Raw genomic sequence first — 16,459 nt, forward strand, 5'->3', positions numbered from 1 at the left:
TTGGCAAATAACTGTAAAAAATCAACTTAGTGTAGATATTTTTCGCTTGATAAAAATAACTGCTGCCGGCTCAGTTGTTTTCTCCAATGCTTTTTTATAATATTCAAGAGCTTTTTGTTTATTATTCATTTCTTCATAAGTACGCGCAATGTTGCGTAATCCGATCATTTCAAATCCGATGTTGTATGTGTTTTGTGCCTGTTCAAAATATTTCAGGGCATTCTTATAATCATTCTTGACTTCGTATGAATATCCGAGAGACGTTAAAGCCAGAAATTTAACACCTGTTTTATCAGACCCTGCCATCTCGACGAATTTGTCATAGGAGTTGATCGCTTTGTCAATTTCACCATTATTGTAATAAATATTCCCGAGATGATAATGAGCCATCCGGCCACTCCAGCTGTGAGGATATTTTTCAATTAATTCTTTAAATATCTTTATATTTTCATTGACAGTTTCTTTATTGTCACCGTGTTTCATGATATTTTCTTGGACTTTGGCGTATAGTTTCAGCGCGGAATTTGTATAATAGCTCCAGTAAAAGTAAATTCCAACAGCAATAACCATGGCACAGGCCAGCGCTGTACCGGCGACCATTACTCGGGCTTTATTTTCAGAAACATAATCACCTACTTTTTCGAATGTAGTTTGAAATGCATCAGGACTTTTAAGTTCTTTTTTCGATAACTTGGCGGCCATATTATTCCCCTTTATTGATGTTATATTTGTCAGTTAATTCCAGAAGTAATTGAGGTATTCTACGTATTTTGCCTTCATTATTGGTACAGGCGTGGATTGTGTATCCTTCCACGAGAAGCTTTTCCTTACTTTCATCCCATATTCCGGAATTAAACTTAATGCTAGCCCTTTTAATGTAATCAAACTTCGTTTCAACAATTACCAGATCATCATATTTTGCCGGCGCGAGATAATGACAGGACACTTTCGTTAAAGGAAGATTAAGTCCCAGCTTTTCCAATTCCGTATAGGCCACGCCGAGTTGCCGCATCAGTTCATTACGCCCCAGTTCAAACCAGCGAATATAATTTGTATGATAAACAATACCCATGGCGTCCGTATCGGCATAAATCACGCGGACTTTTGTAAAATTACTTTCCAAGAAAAGTACTCCAGTCCCTAATGAATTTGTCCATCAGCAGATAGCCGGGAGACACCAGAATACCGCTTTTCTTTGCATTATCTTCTGTAAAGGAGCGTCCCGAGACCTGATTCTCTTCCTGACGCGACGATATGACGGCAAACGGACTCGGATCGCCGACATGGGTTTTCAGATCAAGCGGCGTCGGGTGGTCACTTAAAACCAGAATTCGGTATTCACCAAGCTTACCTATGTTATTCAAAATCGGCCCGACTATTTTTTCATCGAAAAATTCGATGGCCTGAATCTTACCTTCAGCGTTGCCTTCATGTCCCATTTCGTCGGGGGCTTCCAGATGGAGAAAAACGAAATCCATAAACTTCAGCGCGTCCAGCGCCATGTTGGCCTTACCTTCATAGTTGGTGTCAATATAGCCGGTAGCTCCTTCCACGGGTAATGGTTTCAATCCGGCATTGATGCCCAGACCATTAAGAAGATCGACAGCCGAAATCATGCCGCCTTTGAAATTATGTTTCTTGGTCAGCGGAATAATCTGCGGTTTTCTTCCCTGTCCCCACAGCCAGATGGAATTAGCCTGCTTTTTCCCATCTGCCAGACGCCTGGCGTTGACAGGGTGATCTTTTAAAATTTCCACCGCTTTTTGCATCAGGCTATTCACTTCTTCAGAGAAATCTCCGGAAGGAAGATACTGGGCAATTCCTTTCCCGGGGATATCATGGGGTGGTTCAGTATGGGGAGAGCCTTCTGCATTACGCCATACCAGCAAATGACGGTAACCCACACCCGGATAAAACTGCAACTGCGATGAACCTATTTTCTTGTTGATATCCTGGATGACTTCTCTGGCTTCAGCAGAAGAGATATGCCCTGCGGTAAAGTCATCCATGAAGGCTTGGTCTGTACCGGGGGCGCCGATGGTTACCAGATTACATCGATAGGCAATATCGTTGGGGCCAAGATGGATTCCCATGCTGGCTGCCTCCAATGGACCTCGACCCGTATACGTTTCTTCCGGATTGTAACCCAGTACGCTCAAATTGGCCACATCGGATCCCGGAACCATTCCCTGAGGGATTGTGTCAACCAGCCCCAGAGTGCCCTGAGAGGCAATCTGATCCAGAAATGGAGTCAGGGCGCATTGCAGGGGAGTCTTTCCACCAAGTTTTTGACTTGGGTAATCGGCCATGCCGTCGCCCAGTAATACAACATATTTCATAAGTTTCCCTGCTTAATGTAAATTACAACTCATCCTCAATGCGAATAAGAATGGTTTTATCCCTCACAATATCGAGCTTATCTATTTTCTTCAAAGCCCGGCGCACATTCTTTTCTTTTGCTTTATACGTGGTCATGACAACCGGTACGGCGCCCTCTTCTTGTCTGGCTTTCTGGATAACCGTTGCCAGACTGATATTATTTTCTCCGAGTATGCCGGATATCTTTGATAATACACCTGGTTGATCCAATGCTGAAAAGCGAAAATAATATTTTGTTTCGATATCATCCATTGGTATCAACTTGATATCCTTCATGCCTGTTTCATTAATGGACCTCAGCGGCACCCGTCCCGAAATGCCTTTCAAAACATTGCGTGCGGCATCAAGAATGTCGCTGAAAACCGCACTGGCTGTGGGCATCATGCCTGCACCCTGACCAAACAGAAATACCGGTCCGGAGGCATCTCCTACCAGGTGAAAAGCATTATAATTGCGATTGACATTCGCCAGCAGATGACTGGAGGAAATCATTGTCGGGTGGACTCTTGCTTCCACCGCATCCCCTTTCAGCATTCCGATGGCCAGCAGTTTGATCCGGTACCCCAATTCTTTGGCGAAAGCGATATCTTCACCGCTGATTTTTGTGATGCCTTCCAGATAAATATCCTTGAGGTTGACTTTTTTACCATAAGCCAGAGAAAGGAGGATGGCCATCTTATGCGAGGTGTCGATACCTTCTATGTCAAAAGTCGGGTCGGCCTCTGCAAAACCCAGTTGTTGTGCTTCTTTCAATACGACATCAAAAGGTTTTCCTTCGTCAGTCATCTTGGTCAAAATAAAATTACAGGTACCATTCATGATGCCGACAATGGAATTTATGTGATTGGCAACGAGCGCTTCTTTTAGCGTTTTAATGATGGGTATCGTACCGCCTACGCTGGCTTCAAAACCAACATCCACTCCTTTTTTTTGAGCGGCTGGAAATATTTCATTGCCGAATGTTGCGAGCATGGCTTTGTTGGCTGTGACGACTTGTTTACCTTTCTTAATAGCCTCCAGAACAAAAGTTCTTGCGGGTTCATAACCGCCCATTAGTTCAATGACAATGGATATTTCCGGATCATTAAGAATCTCCCGTGCATCGGTTGTCAGCAGATTTTTTGGGATTTTTACGGCGCGCGGTGACGTAATATTAATATCGGCAACCTTTTTTAAAACAATTTTCGCTCCGAGTCTTTTGGTAATCAGCTCTTCGTTTTGTTTTAGTAGTTTAACAACACCACTGCCGATGTTGCCCCAGCCAATCAAACCGATATAAATATTTTTCATCATGACACCTCAATTCGTTTCCATAAAGCAATGCATGCCGCTTACCGGCACAATTTATCAAAAATGATTCCTATAACAAATCTCGTTGTTTTGTCAAACAGATAAGAGATGGGAGGGAATAATTAATTATAAATGATCTCAACTGATTAACTGCTTGTATAAAGCATCATGCAAAGGAGTGGGAACCCCCGTTTCTTTACCTGCCCGGCAAAGGAACGCCGTCAGTGTATCAATTTCAGTCCGATTGCCTTTTTCCCTGTCCAGCTGCATCGATGTTTTTGAATTCTGGCCGAAACGACCAACCATCTCCATTGTTTTGTCCACTACATCCTCAGACAGCGGGATATTGCGTGCTCTCGCCACTGCGGCAACTTCTTTCATCAGGCCGCTCGCCTTTATTCGCAGTTCAGCATCCGTCCAAATCTCCCCATATGTTTTCCCGGTCGCCGAAGTCAGAGACGCCAGAGGACACATCAGCAGAAATTTTGTCCACAAGACTTCAGAAATTTTATCTGTTAATGTTGCATTAATTTTTGCCTGCAATAAAATACCCAGAATATAAGAGTATTTTTTAGCGGATTCCTGATCATCCGTACCGAATGTCAACTTACAGGCGCCGTCTTCCTGATGAACAACACCCGGCTTTTCGATATGCGAAATAATATAGCAGCTGCCGCTTATGACATCCGCGTGAGGCAGAACAACTCGCAGCCTTTCGGCGCTGTCGACACCATTTTGCAGCGGGATGACGACCGTTCTGTTTGTGATATTGTTCCTGAATAACTGCGCGGATGATTCAAGAGCGTAACTCTTGACGCAAAAAAACACGATATCAAATGGACCGGCGATATGCGGCTGATCCGTGGCAATATTCGGCCATGCAACATAGTCACATTCCTGAGTTAACAGCTGCAATCCCTTTTGCTGAATGGCACTGAGATGTTCACCGCGGGCTATAAAAATAATTTCATGCTTTTCCGAACCTGCATACGCTCTGGCCAGCTTTCCGCCAAAATATCCCCCTACCCCTCCGATACCGACTATGGCTATTCTCATTGATCCTTGTACCCCTTATAAAATATTTTATTATACCTGATAGGTTATTTGCGAGAATTTGAGCAACCTTGCGTCAACGACAGGTATGATAATAACCAGATCAGAAGCTCAACTTGAGCCCCAGGGAGAATATCATCGAGTAAAAGTCCGCACCGGCTGCGTCACCTTCATTCGTTTCGGAAACTCCGGTCTCATAATTGGTATTGGTGGAAGATCCCTTGCCCTCGAAGAACTTCTGATAGTCAAATCGGGTAAAAATGGATAGATGTTCCGTCAGATTGCAGTCTATCCCCATGTTTACGCCCACCATATGGACATTCGAGAAGGATTCCTCAAATATCAGGGTGCGCAGGTGGTGGTCGTCGCGGTCACGACCCTTGGCCCACAGACTTCCGATTACCTCTGCGGAGAGAGTCCACCGGTTAATGCCGATGCTGCCACCAATACCGGCATAAGGTGTCCCCCACCACTGCGTATAGGAGATGACGGACTTACCGCTCTCAAACTGACCAACAGTGTCGCGTATGCTGCCGCCCGCCGCGGGTACGTTGTGGGCGGCGTCCTCCGATGTATAGATGTAAGATCCCCCGTAAGCTGTCCAGTCCAGATTGACCCACCGGTAACCAACAATCATATCCAGGGAGGCGTTCCTGATCTGCCATGGTTTCGCGGTATCGGGTTGATTCTTGAAGGATGTCATGGTGAAAGCGGCCCGGGTATCAATCATGTAGGCCCGGTTTAGCTTCGTGTCGGGAGAGTGCGACCAGTGGGTCCAATCGTCAAAGCCGTTGGTCGCCAGCCAATCATAGTCATCCATGGTGTTGCCTGAGGTAACCGGCATCCAGCCGCCGATACTGAGCTTCAACCGTTCGATGGGACGCACGGCAAGATTGAGACCCACCAGGTATGCATTGTCGATTGACCAAAAGAGTTCACTTAACTTAGCGCCGTTGGAAGCGTTGTAAACCACTTCACGACTTTGGCCCTTCAGATAGCCGCCGTAGATTTCCGCCGAGAAGCGTTCACTGAAAGCCGTGGTTGTTGCTGTCGTCCGACGATCGACACTCTGGGCCGAGGCTACCGACCCTGACGTCCAGGCAAGTAAAAATACAGAGATTCCCAGACATGCCCGCATCCATCTATATAGGCAATAATCCTTCATCATGATACACACTTTCCTTTAGATCTCCGGAGGAGAACTTTTCGACAATCTTTATTTTTTTAAAGATTTTCACTTTCGTGAAGGGAGTATACGAAAAAAAGATATTATGCGTCAATCAAATGTTAATTACTTTTTGAATGGCACCTTTTCAGCAATAATCGAAATCGGGTCAGACAATATAATATGCAGCCAGAAGTGCGCATCAGCAATAAAGGCTAACGTTTCAGGTTTTCAATGACTGTCGCCACCCCAAGACCGCCGCCGCAGCAGGAACCATAGACCCCGTAACGTCCTCCCCTGCGGATGAGTTCCCGCATGGTGAACATGCAGATTCTGCTGCCGGATGCACCGTTGGGGTGGCCATACGCAATCGCCCCGCCATTGGGGTTCCATTGGGGTTCCATTTGCTTTCCAGGTCAACCGTCTCTCCTGTTTGCTTTTCGATTTCCTTGATCACGGCCAGATTCTGAACAGCAAAGGCCTCATTGCATTCCAATACGTCCATATCGGCAAGTTTCAGGCCTGCCCTTTTGATGGCCTGCGGCATGGCATAGCCGGGTGCGATACCCATCATGCGGGGGTGGCAGCCGAAATCCGCACCGCTTAACCATTTTGCCTTGGATCGAATCCCAGTTCTTCGGCCTTCTCACGGGTCATCATTAGAACAAACGCACTGCCGTCGTTCCGCCCCGAAGCGTTTCCGGCGGTGACGGTGCCACCCTCTTTGAAAGCGGGTTTCAAAGCACTCAGCGCTTCCGGTGAAGTCAGGCGTGGATGTTCGTCTTCTTGAAATACAATCGGCGATTTTTTCCCCTGAGGAATATTAACGGGAATAATTTCATCTTTAAAGTATCCGGCATCAATGGCGCGTCTGGCAAGGACCTGGCTTCTGAAAGCGAATTTGTCTGATTCGATGCGGGGGATTTTGTACATTTCCTGGAGCGTCTCCGCCGTGATGCCCATGTTGGTATCTCCTTCTTCGGGATCAGGGGATAACGACGGCACAAAGGCCACCGGAGCTATAAACCTGTAAGGCTGTGAACTTGTCGAAAATCTTGACCGTGCACTGGCTCCAGAATTCCATAGCGCCTGCAATAATGATATCCGCCTGACCGCATAATATTTTCCAGGCTGCGTGATTAATGGAATCGATTCCCGAACCACACTGCATTTCCACAAAACTGGCCGACGTTTCATAGGGCAATCCGGCATAAAGCGAAGCCCACCTTGCTGGATTGATCGCACGGGAACAGTGCCAGCCCGCACCGAGAAGCACGGAATCCACCTGCGCTTTTTCATGGATCTTTGTTTTTTCAATCAATCCCTTGATGCCGATACCGCCCAGTTCTTCGGCTGTAATATCACGCAGGGCGCCGCCCATTTTCCCTAAAGCGGTGCGCACACCATCAACAAATACGACTTCTCTTTTGCTCATTTTCTGATTTGTCTCCTGTATTAATTGCCTACCGATACGGCCACACCCGTTTTTTCAATGATTTTCATTAATTTGTTAATCTGTTTTTCAGCGGGCGTTTTTCGCCGGTAACGGCATACTGCCTGGCGTCCCCGGTCGAAACACCCCAGCGTTCAAAAAGGGGGATCAGTGCTTCATCATTGAATAGGGATGGATATCCGATGCCGGTCTTGATGACTTCCGCCGCTTTGGAATACACTTCATCGGGTGTTCCGTCATGCATTCTCAAGACAATGCTTGGTGGGCGCTTAAAAAAACGATGGGGAAAATTCATGGACCCGGCGGCGCTGCCGAACTCCTCGATATCCATCCGAACACACTGACGTTCCGCATCAAGAAATTGGGAATCAGGAAACGCCGTTAACAGCGTGTTTTATATCCCTTGACAAGCAAAGACCGTCTCCCTATGCTTCTTGCAACAGGAAGCATATTCTGATCAAAGATAGCGGTCGAATTGGAGAAGAGCAAATGTATCGAAGGCAGACAGTGTGGTTGATCGGCATGTTGATATTGCTGGCAGGGGTTTCCGTGGCAATGGCAGGAACCATATCCGATGAAGCGCGGCGTTTCATGGCGCGGGGAAATGCCGCAGTCGAGATGGCGAAGTCGCCAGGCGATTATGTTCTCGCCATTAGTGAATTTAAGCAGGCAGCAAAATTGGCGCCGGATTGGCCGGATATTTATTATAGTTTGGGAACCGCGCAGTCAAAAATCGAGGATTATACCTCCGCCATAAAGAGCTTTCAGCGCTATCTTGAGCTGGCGCCGCAATCGTCGAAGACCGCACAGGTGCAGGATGAGATCTACAAACTGGAATACCGGCGCGATCGCGTTAATGTGGTTGCTCTGCTTGTTGGTACCTGGACCGCTTCCAATGGGCACACGTTTAAACTCACGCTGGATGGTTCGCGCATGCTATTGACGCGCGATGGGCAGCAGGGTGAGGACATTCTCCATCTGAAATCAATGGGCACCACCTACACCGGTCAGATGACGGATGCGCCGTCATTGGTTTTCCACGGGATGCTGGTCGGCGACAGAATGGCCGGTGAATACTTGCAGGCCAGGGGGAAGAGTTCGGGACACTGTGATCTGCCGGAGCGCAAAGGCCTTTTCGAGGGCACGGTCAATGCTGCTGCCGGACAGATGCGCATCGTTTACAACCGCGTGACTTTCGAATACAAAATGGAGTTCCGGTCACTGTTTTCAGCGGAACTGGATTGCCGGCAGACCGACCGGAAGGAGACGCCGGGTTACGTGCTTGAACTGAAGCGTGGTCCGCAGACACCTTCACAATCCGATAAGCAGAACTGAATGAAAACAGGTTGAGCCACGACAGGTTTCGTTTATTCAACATTTAGATTTGACTATTTCTTTATCCTGTCTTAGCCAGATCCAGCTTCCCCTGCCACCTGGTAATCAGCGCTTCTTTCAGGATGGCATGTTCGGGTTTGCTGAGCAGTGGATCATGGGCAGCCAGAGCAAATGCATCTTCCTTGGCCTCGTTGAGAATACGGGCATCACGGATGATGCTGGCAATGCGGAAATCAGGAAGACCTGATTGTCGTGTTCCCAGAAAATCTCCCGGGCCGCGAATGGCCAGATCTTCTTCTGCAAGCGCAAAACCATCCGTAGTCTTTTCCATAACCTTCAATCTTTTGCGGGCATCCGCCGATACTTTATAGTCGGCAAGCAGGATACAGCTTGAAGGAATATCGCGCCGCCCTACCCGCCCGCGGAGCTGATGCAGCTGCGACAAACCGAAGCGCTCCGCGTGTTCAATAACCATCAATGACGCGCGCGGCACATCGATGCCGACTTCGATCACGGTCGTAGCAACCAGAATGGAAATTTTATTGTCCAGAAACTCGCTCATGACCGCGTCTTTTTCTTTATCCTTCATTTTACCGTGAATCAGCCCGACCTTGTTGTCGGGGAAAATATCCTTCTGCAGATGCTCGGCCATTTTCGTCGCATCTTTTAAATCCAGATTTTCCGATTGCGCAACCAGCGGATACACGATGAAGGCCTGATGGCCTTTAGCCAGCTCCTTGCGGATGGTTTCATAAACGACCGGCCTCTTGCTTTCCCCCATTAAAACCGTGCGCACCGGTTTTTTACCCGGGGGCATTTCATCGATGACTGAAACATCCAGATCCCCGTAGACGGTCATGGCAAGTGTTCTGGGTATCGGTGTGGCCGTCATGACCAGAACGTCGGCAGTAATGCCTTTGTTGCGCAGCGTCGCCCGCTGCATGACACCGAAGCGGTGCTGCTCGTCGATGACAACCAGTCCCAGTTTCCTGAAGTCGACATCCTCCTGGATCAGGGCGTGCGTGCCAATGATCATATGGGCCTTGCCCGATTTAATCTGTTCCAGAATATCGCTGCGAACGGCATTAGTCATGCTGCCGGTGAGCAAAACGACGCGAATGCCGATGGGTTCAGCCCATGCGGACAGCGTTGTAAAATGCTGTTTGGCTAATATTTCCGTAGGCGCCATCAGCGCTGTCTGATAACCGTTTTCACAAACCGTTATCATGGCCGACACAGCCACCAGTGTTTTTCCGCTTCCCACATCGCCCTGCAGGAGGCGGTTCATGGCATTTGCCGCCTTTAAGTCCTTTTCAATTTCAGCAATCACCCTTGCTTGAGCGCCGGTTAAGGCAAAGGGCAGCGACGCATGAAATTTTCGCGGCAGTTTCCCGTCAACGGCAAATGAAATGCCCTTATCCAGAATACGGCCGGATTTTTTAATGGCCATCCCCAGTTGAAAAAAGAAGAACTCGTCATAAATGAGACGCCGGTGCGCTTCGGAGCGGGCCTCGATTAAATGTTCCAGGTTTTCGTCGTTTCCGGGGAAATGAACGGTCAAAAGCGCCTCACGGATGTTTTGCAGATTTCGTTTGCGGCAGATTTCCATCGGGATAGGCGATGCGACATAACGAGAATAACTTTCCAGAGCGGAATACATGACTTTACGGATGTACTTCTGGTGCAGGCCTTCCGTCTCCGAATACACAGGCACGATGCGTTTAAAATTCAGCAGATTCTCTTCGTCTTCATCATCCAGAATTTCATAGTCAGGATGAATCATCGATTTACCTCCATAGCCGGGGGTTACATTGCCCGTAAAAATTACCCGGGTTCCCTTCTTAAAAGTTCCGGTAAGATATGACATCTGTCCTTTAAACCATTTGGCGGTCAACGTGGCGGTATTATCTGTAACGGTGACTTCCAGAATCCTTCTTTTACCGTAGTAACGAAACTCCGTAAGCACGACCGTTGCCATGATGGTCTGGATCTTCCCGGTTTCCAGCTTGTTGATTTTGCGGATTTCCCGGCGGTCTTCATAAGTGCGCGGCAAAAAATAAAGTAAATCTTCGACGGTATTAATTCCTTTGGCGGCAAATCGGAGGGCCATTTTCGGTCCCACGCCTTTCAGAAACTGCACCGGCAGCGCCAGTTTCTCTCCGGACGCTTTCATATCCTTAATGCGTTCGCTGATCTGCTCTTCCTGATGAGGAGAAAAAGGTTTGCTGGCGTCAAAGTGATCAGCGGCATTCTTTAATCTTTCAAGAATCAGCGCCGCTTCCGAAATTTTTGCTTTTTTAGCGGTCATGTCCTGATCGTCGTAATCCGAAAAAATATGCATCATATTTCCGAGCGGCGGTTCAAAACTGTTTTTAGCGGCGGTCGGGATAGCTGAGATCTGCAAGGCAATCAAAGCAACCAGCGATTTCCCTAAATCTTTAATGTGGGGAATATTTTTAAAGTCATCCTTAGCTGCAAAGTTCAGAGGCTGCTCGATTTTCTGCAGATTTTTTTTAAAGGACTCCATTCAGCCTCCGATGCATTTTTGTTAAAATGAATAAATTTCCGGATATTGTTGGCATTTTTTAACAAATAAATTATGTTTGCGCAAGTCAATGATTGACACAAACGCTGATTTACGTTAGATCATCACCATTCAATCTTCTCTTGAAGAACTAATGTTTATTGATGGAGTCATATGGTCACGAAATCCGTAAAACCCGCAAAATCTACCTATAAAGACGCCGGTGTCAACATTGATACCGCTAATGCTTTTGTCGAGCGCATCAAACCCCTGATTAAAATGACAGCCCGCAAAGAAGTGGTTTCCGGCATCGGTGGTTTCGGAGGGTTGTTCCGTTTTGATACCGCCAAAATGAAAAATCCTATTCTCGTCTCTTCAACGGACGGCGTGGGAACAAAGCTCAAAATTGCTCACCTGATGGATAAACACGACACGATCGGCATTGATCTGGTGGCCATGTCGGTCAATGACGTTATCGTTCAGGGGGCGGAGCCCCTGTTCTTTCTGGATTATCTGGCTACGGGCAAAATCGAGCTGGAAAAAAGCGTGCAGATTGTGGACGGAATTGTTCAGGGCTGCAAACAGGCCGGCTGCACGCTGCTGGGTGGAGAAACGGCGGAAATGCCGGGTTTTTATCAGGGAGGCGACTACGACCTGGCCGGATTCTGCGTAGGCGTGGTGGAATCGGATAAAATGATTGACGGCTCGACCATCAGCATTAACGACCGGGTGATCGGTATCGCGTCCAGCGGTCTGCACAGCAATGGCTTTTCACTGGCCCGCAAGGTGCTGTTGGAAAAAGGCAAACTGTCCATGAACGATTCCGTACCCGGACTTTCCAGAACGGTCGGGTTGGAACTTCTGGAACCGACGCGAATTTACGTCAAATCCCTTTTGAATATATTTAAAAACTTCAGCATCAAAGGGTTGGTTCATATTACCGGCGGCGGCTTCTACGACAACATTCCGCGCATCATACCCGATGTCAGCCGCTGCGTCATTACCAGCGACAGCTGGGAAATTCCGCCGATTTTTTCCGTTATTCAGGATATCGGCCATGTGGATGATAAAGAGATGTTCCGGGTTTTCAATATGGGCATCGGGATGATGATGATCGTATCGGAAAAAGATTCCCGGGAAATTCTCGACCGTCTGAAAGTATTGGGGGAAAAAGCTTACCTGATCGGCGTGATTGAGAAAAAAGAGAAGGATCAGGCTTCGGTATGCTTCACGGAAATTTAACGGCAGGGCTATGGCTGAACTCTTAAAATTGGGCGTTTTGATTTCCGGCAGCGGCTCAAATCTTCAGTCCATCATCGACCATATTGAAAAAGGAACACTACCCGCTCAGATTAAAATCGTCGTGAGCAACAATCCGCAGGCATATGGCCTGACCAGGGCAAAAAAGCACGGCATCCCCTGCGTGATTTTAAACCATCAGGATTATTCGAGCCGGGAAGAATTTGACAATGAACTGATCCGCATCCTGAAAGAGGCAGGCGTCGATTTAATCGTGCTGGCCGGGTTCATGCGGATTCTCACCGGATCTTTTTTACGGGCCTTTGATCAGAAAATTATTAATATTCACCCTGCCCTGCTGCCCGCTTTTCCCGGCACGCATGTCCAGCAAAAAGCGATCGATTACGGCGTGAAATTTTCCGGTTGCACCGTTCATTTTGTGGATGAAGGGGTGGATACCGGCCCCATTATTATTCAGTCGGTTGTACCGGTATACCCGGACGATACCGCGGAGACGCTGGCAGCCAGAATATTGAAGGAAGAACACAAAATTTATCCTCAGGCCATCCGTTATTTCGCGAAAAATCAAATTATCAAAAACGGCCGTCACGTAGAAATCAGGAACATCATCAACTGTGACGAAGCCGCAATGCATAATCCGTCGCTGGACCATTAACCGGTCCCTTTTTATTGACATGTTCCGGAGGATAGTATTCTTTGATGTATGATCTGATTGTCATCGGTGATGATCTTGCTTCACATATAGCTGCTGCCTATGCCAGCCAGAAGGGCATCAATACCCTGCTGGTTTCCGAGAGCGGGCAAGGCGGGTTGCAGCTGATCGACGATTTTGTTTTCAATATCGATCCGGCGCCGATGACCGGCCTTGGGCCGGATCAACAGGGCCTGTCCATACTGGGTGAGATGGGCATTGCGATTCCGGATCATCATGCGGATTCCATTAATCCCGCTTTTCAAATTATTCTTCCCGATCATCGAATCGACTTTTACAACAACCTGAGCAGCCTTACGGCTGAACTGGCCCGGGAATTTCCCGATTGGGATACGGACATCACCGACTTTTACAATATGCTGTCGGACGCTTCATCCATATTTCAAAACTGGACAGCCGAACATCAACAGATCCAGCCGCAGACTTTAAAAGAATATTTTTCCTATCTGAAATTGTTTCCCGATATTATCAAATATAAATATGGCGCGGTTAAATTTGATAAAGTTCTGTCGCAGGATCCCTCTCTGGAAAAAGTGTGGGAGGCGCAACAGGCGCTGCTTTCCGGAAACATCGATGATTTGCTTTCCTTCACCTCTGCTTTTCAATACAGCGCGCCGGTGCGCGGCGTCTCTTATTTTCCTCAGGGAAAACAATTTTTATTCAATGCGCTAGTTGAAAAGCTGGAATCAAACAAAGGTTTGTATCTGAGCAGCCATCACATAAACTCCGTCATCAGAAATAAAAACATTGATATGGAGCTGAAAGCTCCGGACGGCACAATATCCAAAGTCTCCGGTCTGGATTTGATTATCAGCACGAAGTCGGACAAACTGCCCTTGCTTCGGGGCACGCATAAATACATGAACCTTTCCGACTGGCTTCGTCCGGCAAAAGTAGTTTATTATCCCTTTACAATATTTCTGGGCGTTGCCGCGAAATGCCTTCCGGAACAGCTTGCCCGGCATATTGCCGTGGTCACGGATGTTCATAAAGATATTTATGATGACAACCTTATCATTCTGGAAACGAGTCCGCCGGAAAACGACAAGAGTCTCACGGCGGCCAGGACATCGCTTACCGCCACGGTTTACCTTCCCGATATTGAAGATAACTGGACACGGGACGCGCTCCTCCGTGAGAGCAATTCCATTTTAGACAGGCTGGAAGGATTGCTGCCCTTTCTGAAAGACAACATTGAATTATCCGATATTGATAAATCCATCGATATTTCTTTAGACTACCGGAAAATCCTCACGCCAAAATACAAGGTGCGCAATGCTTTTTTTACTTCCTTTGCCACCAAAACCAATAAAACACGTTTTAACAATATTTTTCTGACAGGTTCGTCCTTAATGACGGATGCCGGCTTTGAAGCGGAAATAATTTCCGGCAAATATTCCGCGCTGCAGATCATCAATAAAAGGAAGTGATTTCATGACGCTTGAGTTTGCCATCGCCAATCTCGGCCATTGCCAAATTGATTCTCCCCTGAATATCAGCAATTTCACATCCGACGATGACCGGATTTTATTTCACACCCATCTTGTCAACCATGCCCAAACGCTGGATTCCACGGGACAGCCCATGTCTGTGGAACCGGCAGGTCCCAGAAAAAAGATCTTTTTTAACCCCGTACAAACAAGGGCCGCCATTGTTACGTGCGGTGGTCTCTGTCCCGGCATTAATGACGTAATCCGTTCCCTGACCATGACGCTTTCCTACCGTTACGACGTGAATGACATTATGGGAATTAAATACGGATTGCGCGGGTTGAACCCGTCATACGGGGACAAACCGGTTCAACTGACGCCGGACTTTGTTAAAGACATCACCCATACCGGCGGCAGCATCCTTTCCTCTTCCCGCGGTCCGCAGGATCCGAAGATTATGGTGGATTATCTGGAAAGTTTGAAAGTCAACATCCTTTTTTGCATCGGGGGCGACGGCACCATGCGGGCGGCGGAAAAACTGAATATGGAAATCACCGCCAGAAACGCAAAGATCTCTGTTATCGGTATTCCCAAAACCATTGACAATGATCTGAACCTGATAGAAAAATCCTTCGGCTTCGACACGGCTATTGAAAAAACGGTGGAGGCCATCCGCAGCGCTCATGTGGAAGCCAAGGGCGCCTTTAACGGCATCGGCCTGGTAAAAATCATGGGACGTTTATCAGGCTATATCACGGCAACCGCGGCGCTGGCCCAGGGTGACGTTAACTTTGTCCTCATTCCCGAAGTGCCCTTTGATTTGGATGGTGAAAAAGGATTTCTGAAAGCTCTGGAAAAAAGAATTAGAACAAGGGGGCATGCCGTCATTCTGGCGGCGGAAGGCGCGGGACAGGAATTAATGAAAAATAATTCCCCTGAGCGGAAGACCGACGCTTCGGGCAACATCCACCTCAATGACATCGGCCTGTTTCTGAAACAGGCTATCGATCGGCATTTTCATGAAATCAATCTGGAAATCAATTTAAAATATATAGAACCCAGCTACCTGATTCGGTCGGTTCCGGCCAACGCTTCGGACAGCATTTATTGCAGCTCTCTGGGGCAATACTCCGTGCACGCGGCCATGGCGGGAAAGACCGGCCTGCTGGTGGCGCTCAGAAACAACGAATATGTCCACCTGCCCCTTGCCGCCGCCATTTCCGGAAGACGAATCGATCCGCAAGGCAATGTCTGGCTCCGGGTTCTGGAAACAACCGGGCAGCCGCCGGAAATGAGAAAAGCGTAACACGTAGTGTAGAGGCCGGCGCATGCCGGTGCTGAAGGTGCGGCGCGAAGCACGGCAAATTCAATTGGATAATCGTTCTGGAGAGAGAGTCCTGTTTTTGCGTATAAATCACGCTGGAGCATTAAATTCAGCGGGCTTCAAGACCATCCTAGCGCCCTGTCCAACCTGACGTGACTTTCCTGCCAACGCCGCCCTGGACCTCGAACCAATCATCAGTAGGAAAACTCATTACATAAATCAGTTTGAATGATTGAGGTTTAAGGCTCTTTTCATTATTTTCATTTCCCGGAATTGGAATAGTCATGTACATTTTTCGGCCTTTTCTTAACCTTCCGTTTTCACCTTCCCAATTTTCAAGGATTAAAGGACAGGAACCATTGGCGTTGCATAGATTATTGATAACGTCCGCCGTCTGGAGTATCTCTTTTTTTCCACCAAAATAGAATTCGACAAAGCCATGCCCTATAAAAAAGTACAAGACTAGAAGAATAGAACTGATCATCAAAGTGTTCACCACGGTTTTCTTTTTCATAGTATCCTTCTCCATGTTTA

At 47.6% G+C, this 16,459-nt stretch carries 17 protein-coding genes and 1 pseudogene; 5 read left to right on the plus strand and 13 right to left on the minus strand.

Features of this window, described 5'->3' with window-relative positions; translation table 11 throughout:
- Positions 1 to 21: 21 nt before the first annotated feature.
- From CVU71_02585 to CVU71_02635, 11 genes and pseudogenes are all read right to left on the minus strand, one after another.
- Positions 22 to 702, minus strand: a complete 681-nt coding sequence (locus tag CVU71_02585) for a hypothetical protein (GenBank protein PKN20689.1) — start codon at positions 700 to 702, stop codon at positions 22 to 24.
- A 1-nt stretch (position 703) separates the two neighbouring features.
- Positions 704 to 1,123 carry a thioesterase gene (locus tag CVU71_02590; GenBank protein ID PKN20690.1) on the minus strand — a complete coding sequence of 140 codons (420 nt, stop codon included), beginning with the start codon at positions 1,121 to 1,123 and terminating at the stop codon, positions 704 to 706.
- Positions 1,113 to 2,339, minus strand: coding sequence for a cofactor-independent phosphoglycerate mutase (locus CVU71_02595; GenBank protein PKN20691.1), 1,227 nt, complete (start codon positions 2,337 to 2,339; stop codon positions 1,113 to 1,115). Before CVU71_02595 ends, CVU71_02590 begins: the two co-directional genes overlap by 11 nt.
- Positions 2,340 to 2,361: 22 nt before the next feature.
- The gene (locus tag CVU71_02600) at positions 2,362 to 3,669 is read right to left on the minus strand and encodes a homoserine dehydrogenase (protein ID PKN20692.1); all 1,308 of its coding nucleotides are present in this window, start codon (positions 3,667 to 3,669) and stop codon (positions 2,362 to 2,364) included.
- A 138-nt stretch (positions 3,670 to 3,807) separates the two neighbouring features.
- Positions 3,808 to 4,725: a hypothetical protein gene (locus tag CVU71_02605; protein PKN20693.1), complete on the minus strand. Its 918-nt coding sequence runs from the start codon at positions 4,723 to 4,725 to the stop codon at positions 3,808 to 3,810.
- A 100-nt stretch (positions 4,726 to 4,825) separates the two neighbouring features.
- Positions 4,826 to 5,890 carry a hypothetical protein gene (locus tag CVU71_02610; GenBank protein ID PKN20694.1) on the minus strand — a complete coding sequence of 355 codons (1,065 nt, stop codon included), beginning with the start codon at positions 5,888 to 5,890 and terminating at the stop codon, positions 4,826 to 4,828.
- A gap of 212 nt (positions 5,891 to 6,102) precedes the next feature.
- Positions 6,103 to 6,291 (minus strand): hypothetical protein, encoded by a 189-nt coding sequence (locus CVU71_02615; protein PKN20695.1) that lies wholly within the window; start codon positions 6,289 to 6,291, stop codon positions 6,103 to 6,105.
- A pseudogene (locus CVU71_02620) lies at positions 6,270 to 6,461 on the minus strand (hypothetical protein). Before CVU71_02620 ends, CVU71_02615 begins: the two are co-directional and overlap by 22 nt.
- A gap of 29 nt (positions 6,462 to 6,490) precedes the next feature.
- A complete protein-coding gene (locus CVU71_02625) occupies positions 6,491 to 6,850 on the minus strand; it encodes a hypothetical protein (protein PKN20696.1) in 360 nt (119 codons plus the stop codon).
- Positions 6,851 to 6,872: 22 nt separating this feature from the next.
- Entirely contained in the window at positions 6,873 to 7,322 is a 450-nt protein-coding gene (locus CVU71_02630) for a hypothetical protein (protein PKN20697.1), read from the minus strand.
- A 67-nt stretch (positions 7,323 to 7,389) separates the two neighbouring features.
- Positions 7,390 to 7,671, minus strand: coding sequence for a hypothetical protein (locus CVU71_02635; protein PKN20698.1), 282 nt, complete (start codon positions 7,669 to 7,671; stop codon positions 7,390 to 7,392).
- A gap of 158 nt (positions 7,672 to 7,829) precedes the next feature.
- Here CVU71_02635 and CVU71_02640 point away from each other — a divergent pair, with 158 nt between their 5' ends.
- Positions 7,830 to 8,675 (plus strand): hypothetical protein, encoded by an 846-nt coding sequence (locus tag CVU71_02640; GenBank protein ID PKN20699.1) that lies wholly within the window; start codon positions 7,830 to 7,832, stop codon positions 8,673 to 8,675.
- 61 nt (positions 8,676 to 8,736) lie between these two features.
- Here CVU71_02640 and CVU71_02645 read toward each other — a convergent pair whose 3' ends face one another.
- Positions 8,737 to 11,202: a DNA helicase RecG gene (locus CVU71_02645; GenBank protein ID PKN20700.1), complete on the minus strand. Its 2,466-nt coding sequence runs from the start codon at positions 11,200 to 11,202 to the stop codon at positions 8,737 to 8,739.
- Positions 11,203 to 11,373: 171 nt separating this feature from the next.
- Here CVU71_02645 and CVU71_02650 point away from each other — a divergent pair, with 171 nt between their 5' ends.
- The 4 genes from CVU71_02650 to CVU71_02665 are packed head-to-tail and all read left to right on the plus strand — an operon-like array spanning position 11,374 to position 15,907.
- Positions 11,374 to 12,441: a phosphoribosylformylglycinamidine cyclo-ligase gene (locus CVU71_02650; protein PKN20701.1), complete on the plus strand. Its 1,068-nt coding sequence runs from the start codon at positions 11,374 to 11,376 to the stop codon at positions 12,439 to 12,441.
- A 10-nt stretch (positions 12,442 to 12,451) separates the two neighbouring features.
- Positions 12,452 to 13,114 carry a phosphoribosylglycinamide formyltransferase gene (locus CVU71_02655; GenBank protein PKN20702.1) on the plus strand — a complete coding sequence of 221 codons (663 nt, stop codon included), beginning with the start codon at positions 12,452 to 12,454 and terminating at the stop codon, positions 13,112 to 13,114.
- A gap of 44 nt (positions 13,115 to 13,158) precedes the next feature.
- Entirely contained in the window at positions 13,159 to 14,601 is a 1,443-nt protein-coding gene (locus CVU71_02660; protein ID PKN20703.1) for a hypothetical protein, read from the plus strand.
- A gap of 4 nt (positions 14,602 to 14,605) precedes the next feature.
- The gene (locus tag CVU71_02665; protein PKN20704.1) at positions 14,606 to 15,907 is read left to right on the plus strand and encodes a diphosphate--fructose-6-phosphate 1-phosphotransferase; all 1,302 of its coding nucleotides are present in this window, start codon (positions 14,606 to 14,608) and stop codon (positions 15,905 to 15,907) included.
- Positions 15,908 to 16,055: 148 nt separating this feature from the next.
- On the opposite strand, the gene CVU71_02670 is transcribed toward CVU71_02665, so the two are convergent.
- A complete protein-coding gene (locus tag CVU71_02670; protein ID PKN20705.1) occupies positions 16,056 to 16,439 on the minus strand; it encodes a hypothetical protein in 384 nt (127 codons plus the stop codon).
- Between the last annotated feature and the right edge of the window lie 20 nt (positions 16,440 to 16,459).

This window comes from Deltaproteobacteria bacterium HGW-Deltaproteobacteria-6 (assembly GCA_002840435.1).
Classification (GTDB): domain Bacteria; phylum Desulfobacterota; class Syntrophia; order Syntrophales; family Smithellaceae; genus UBA8904.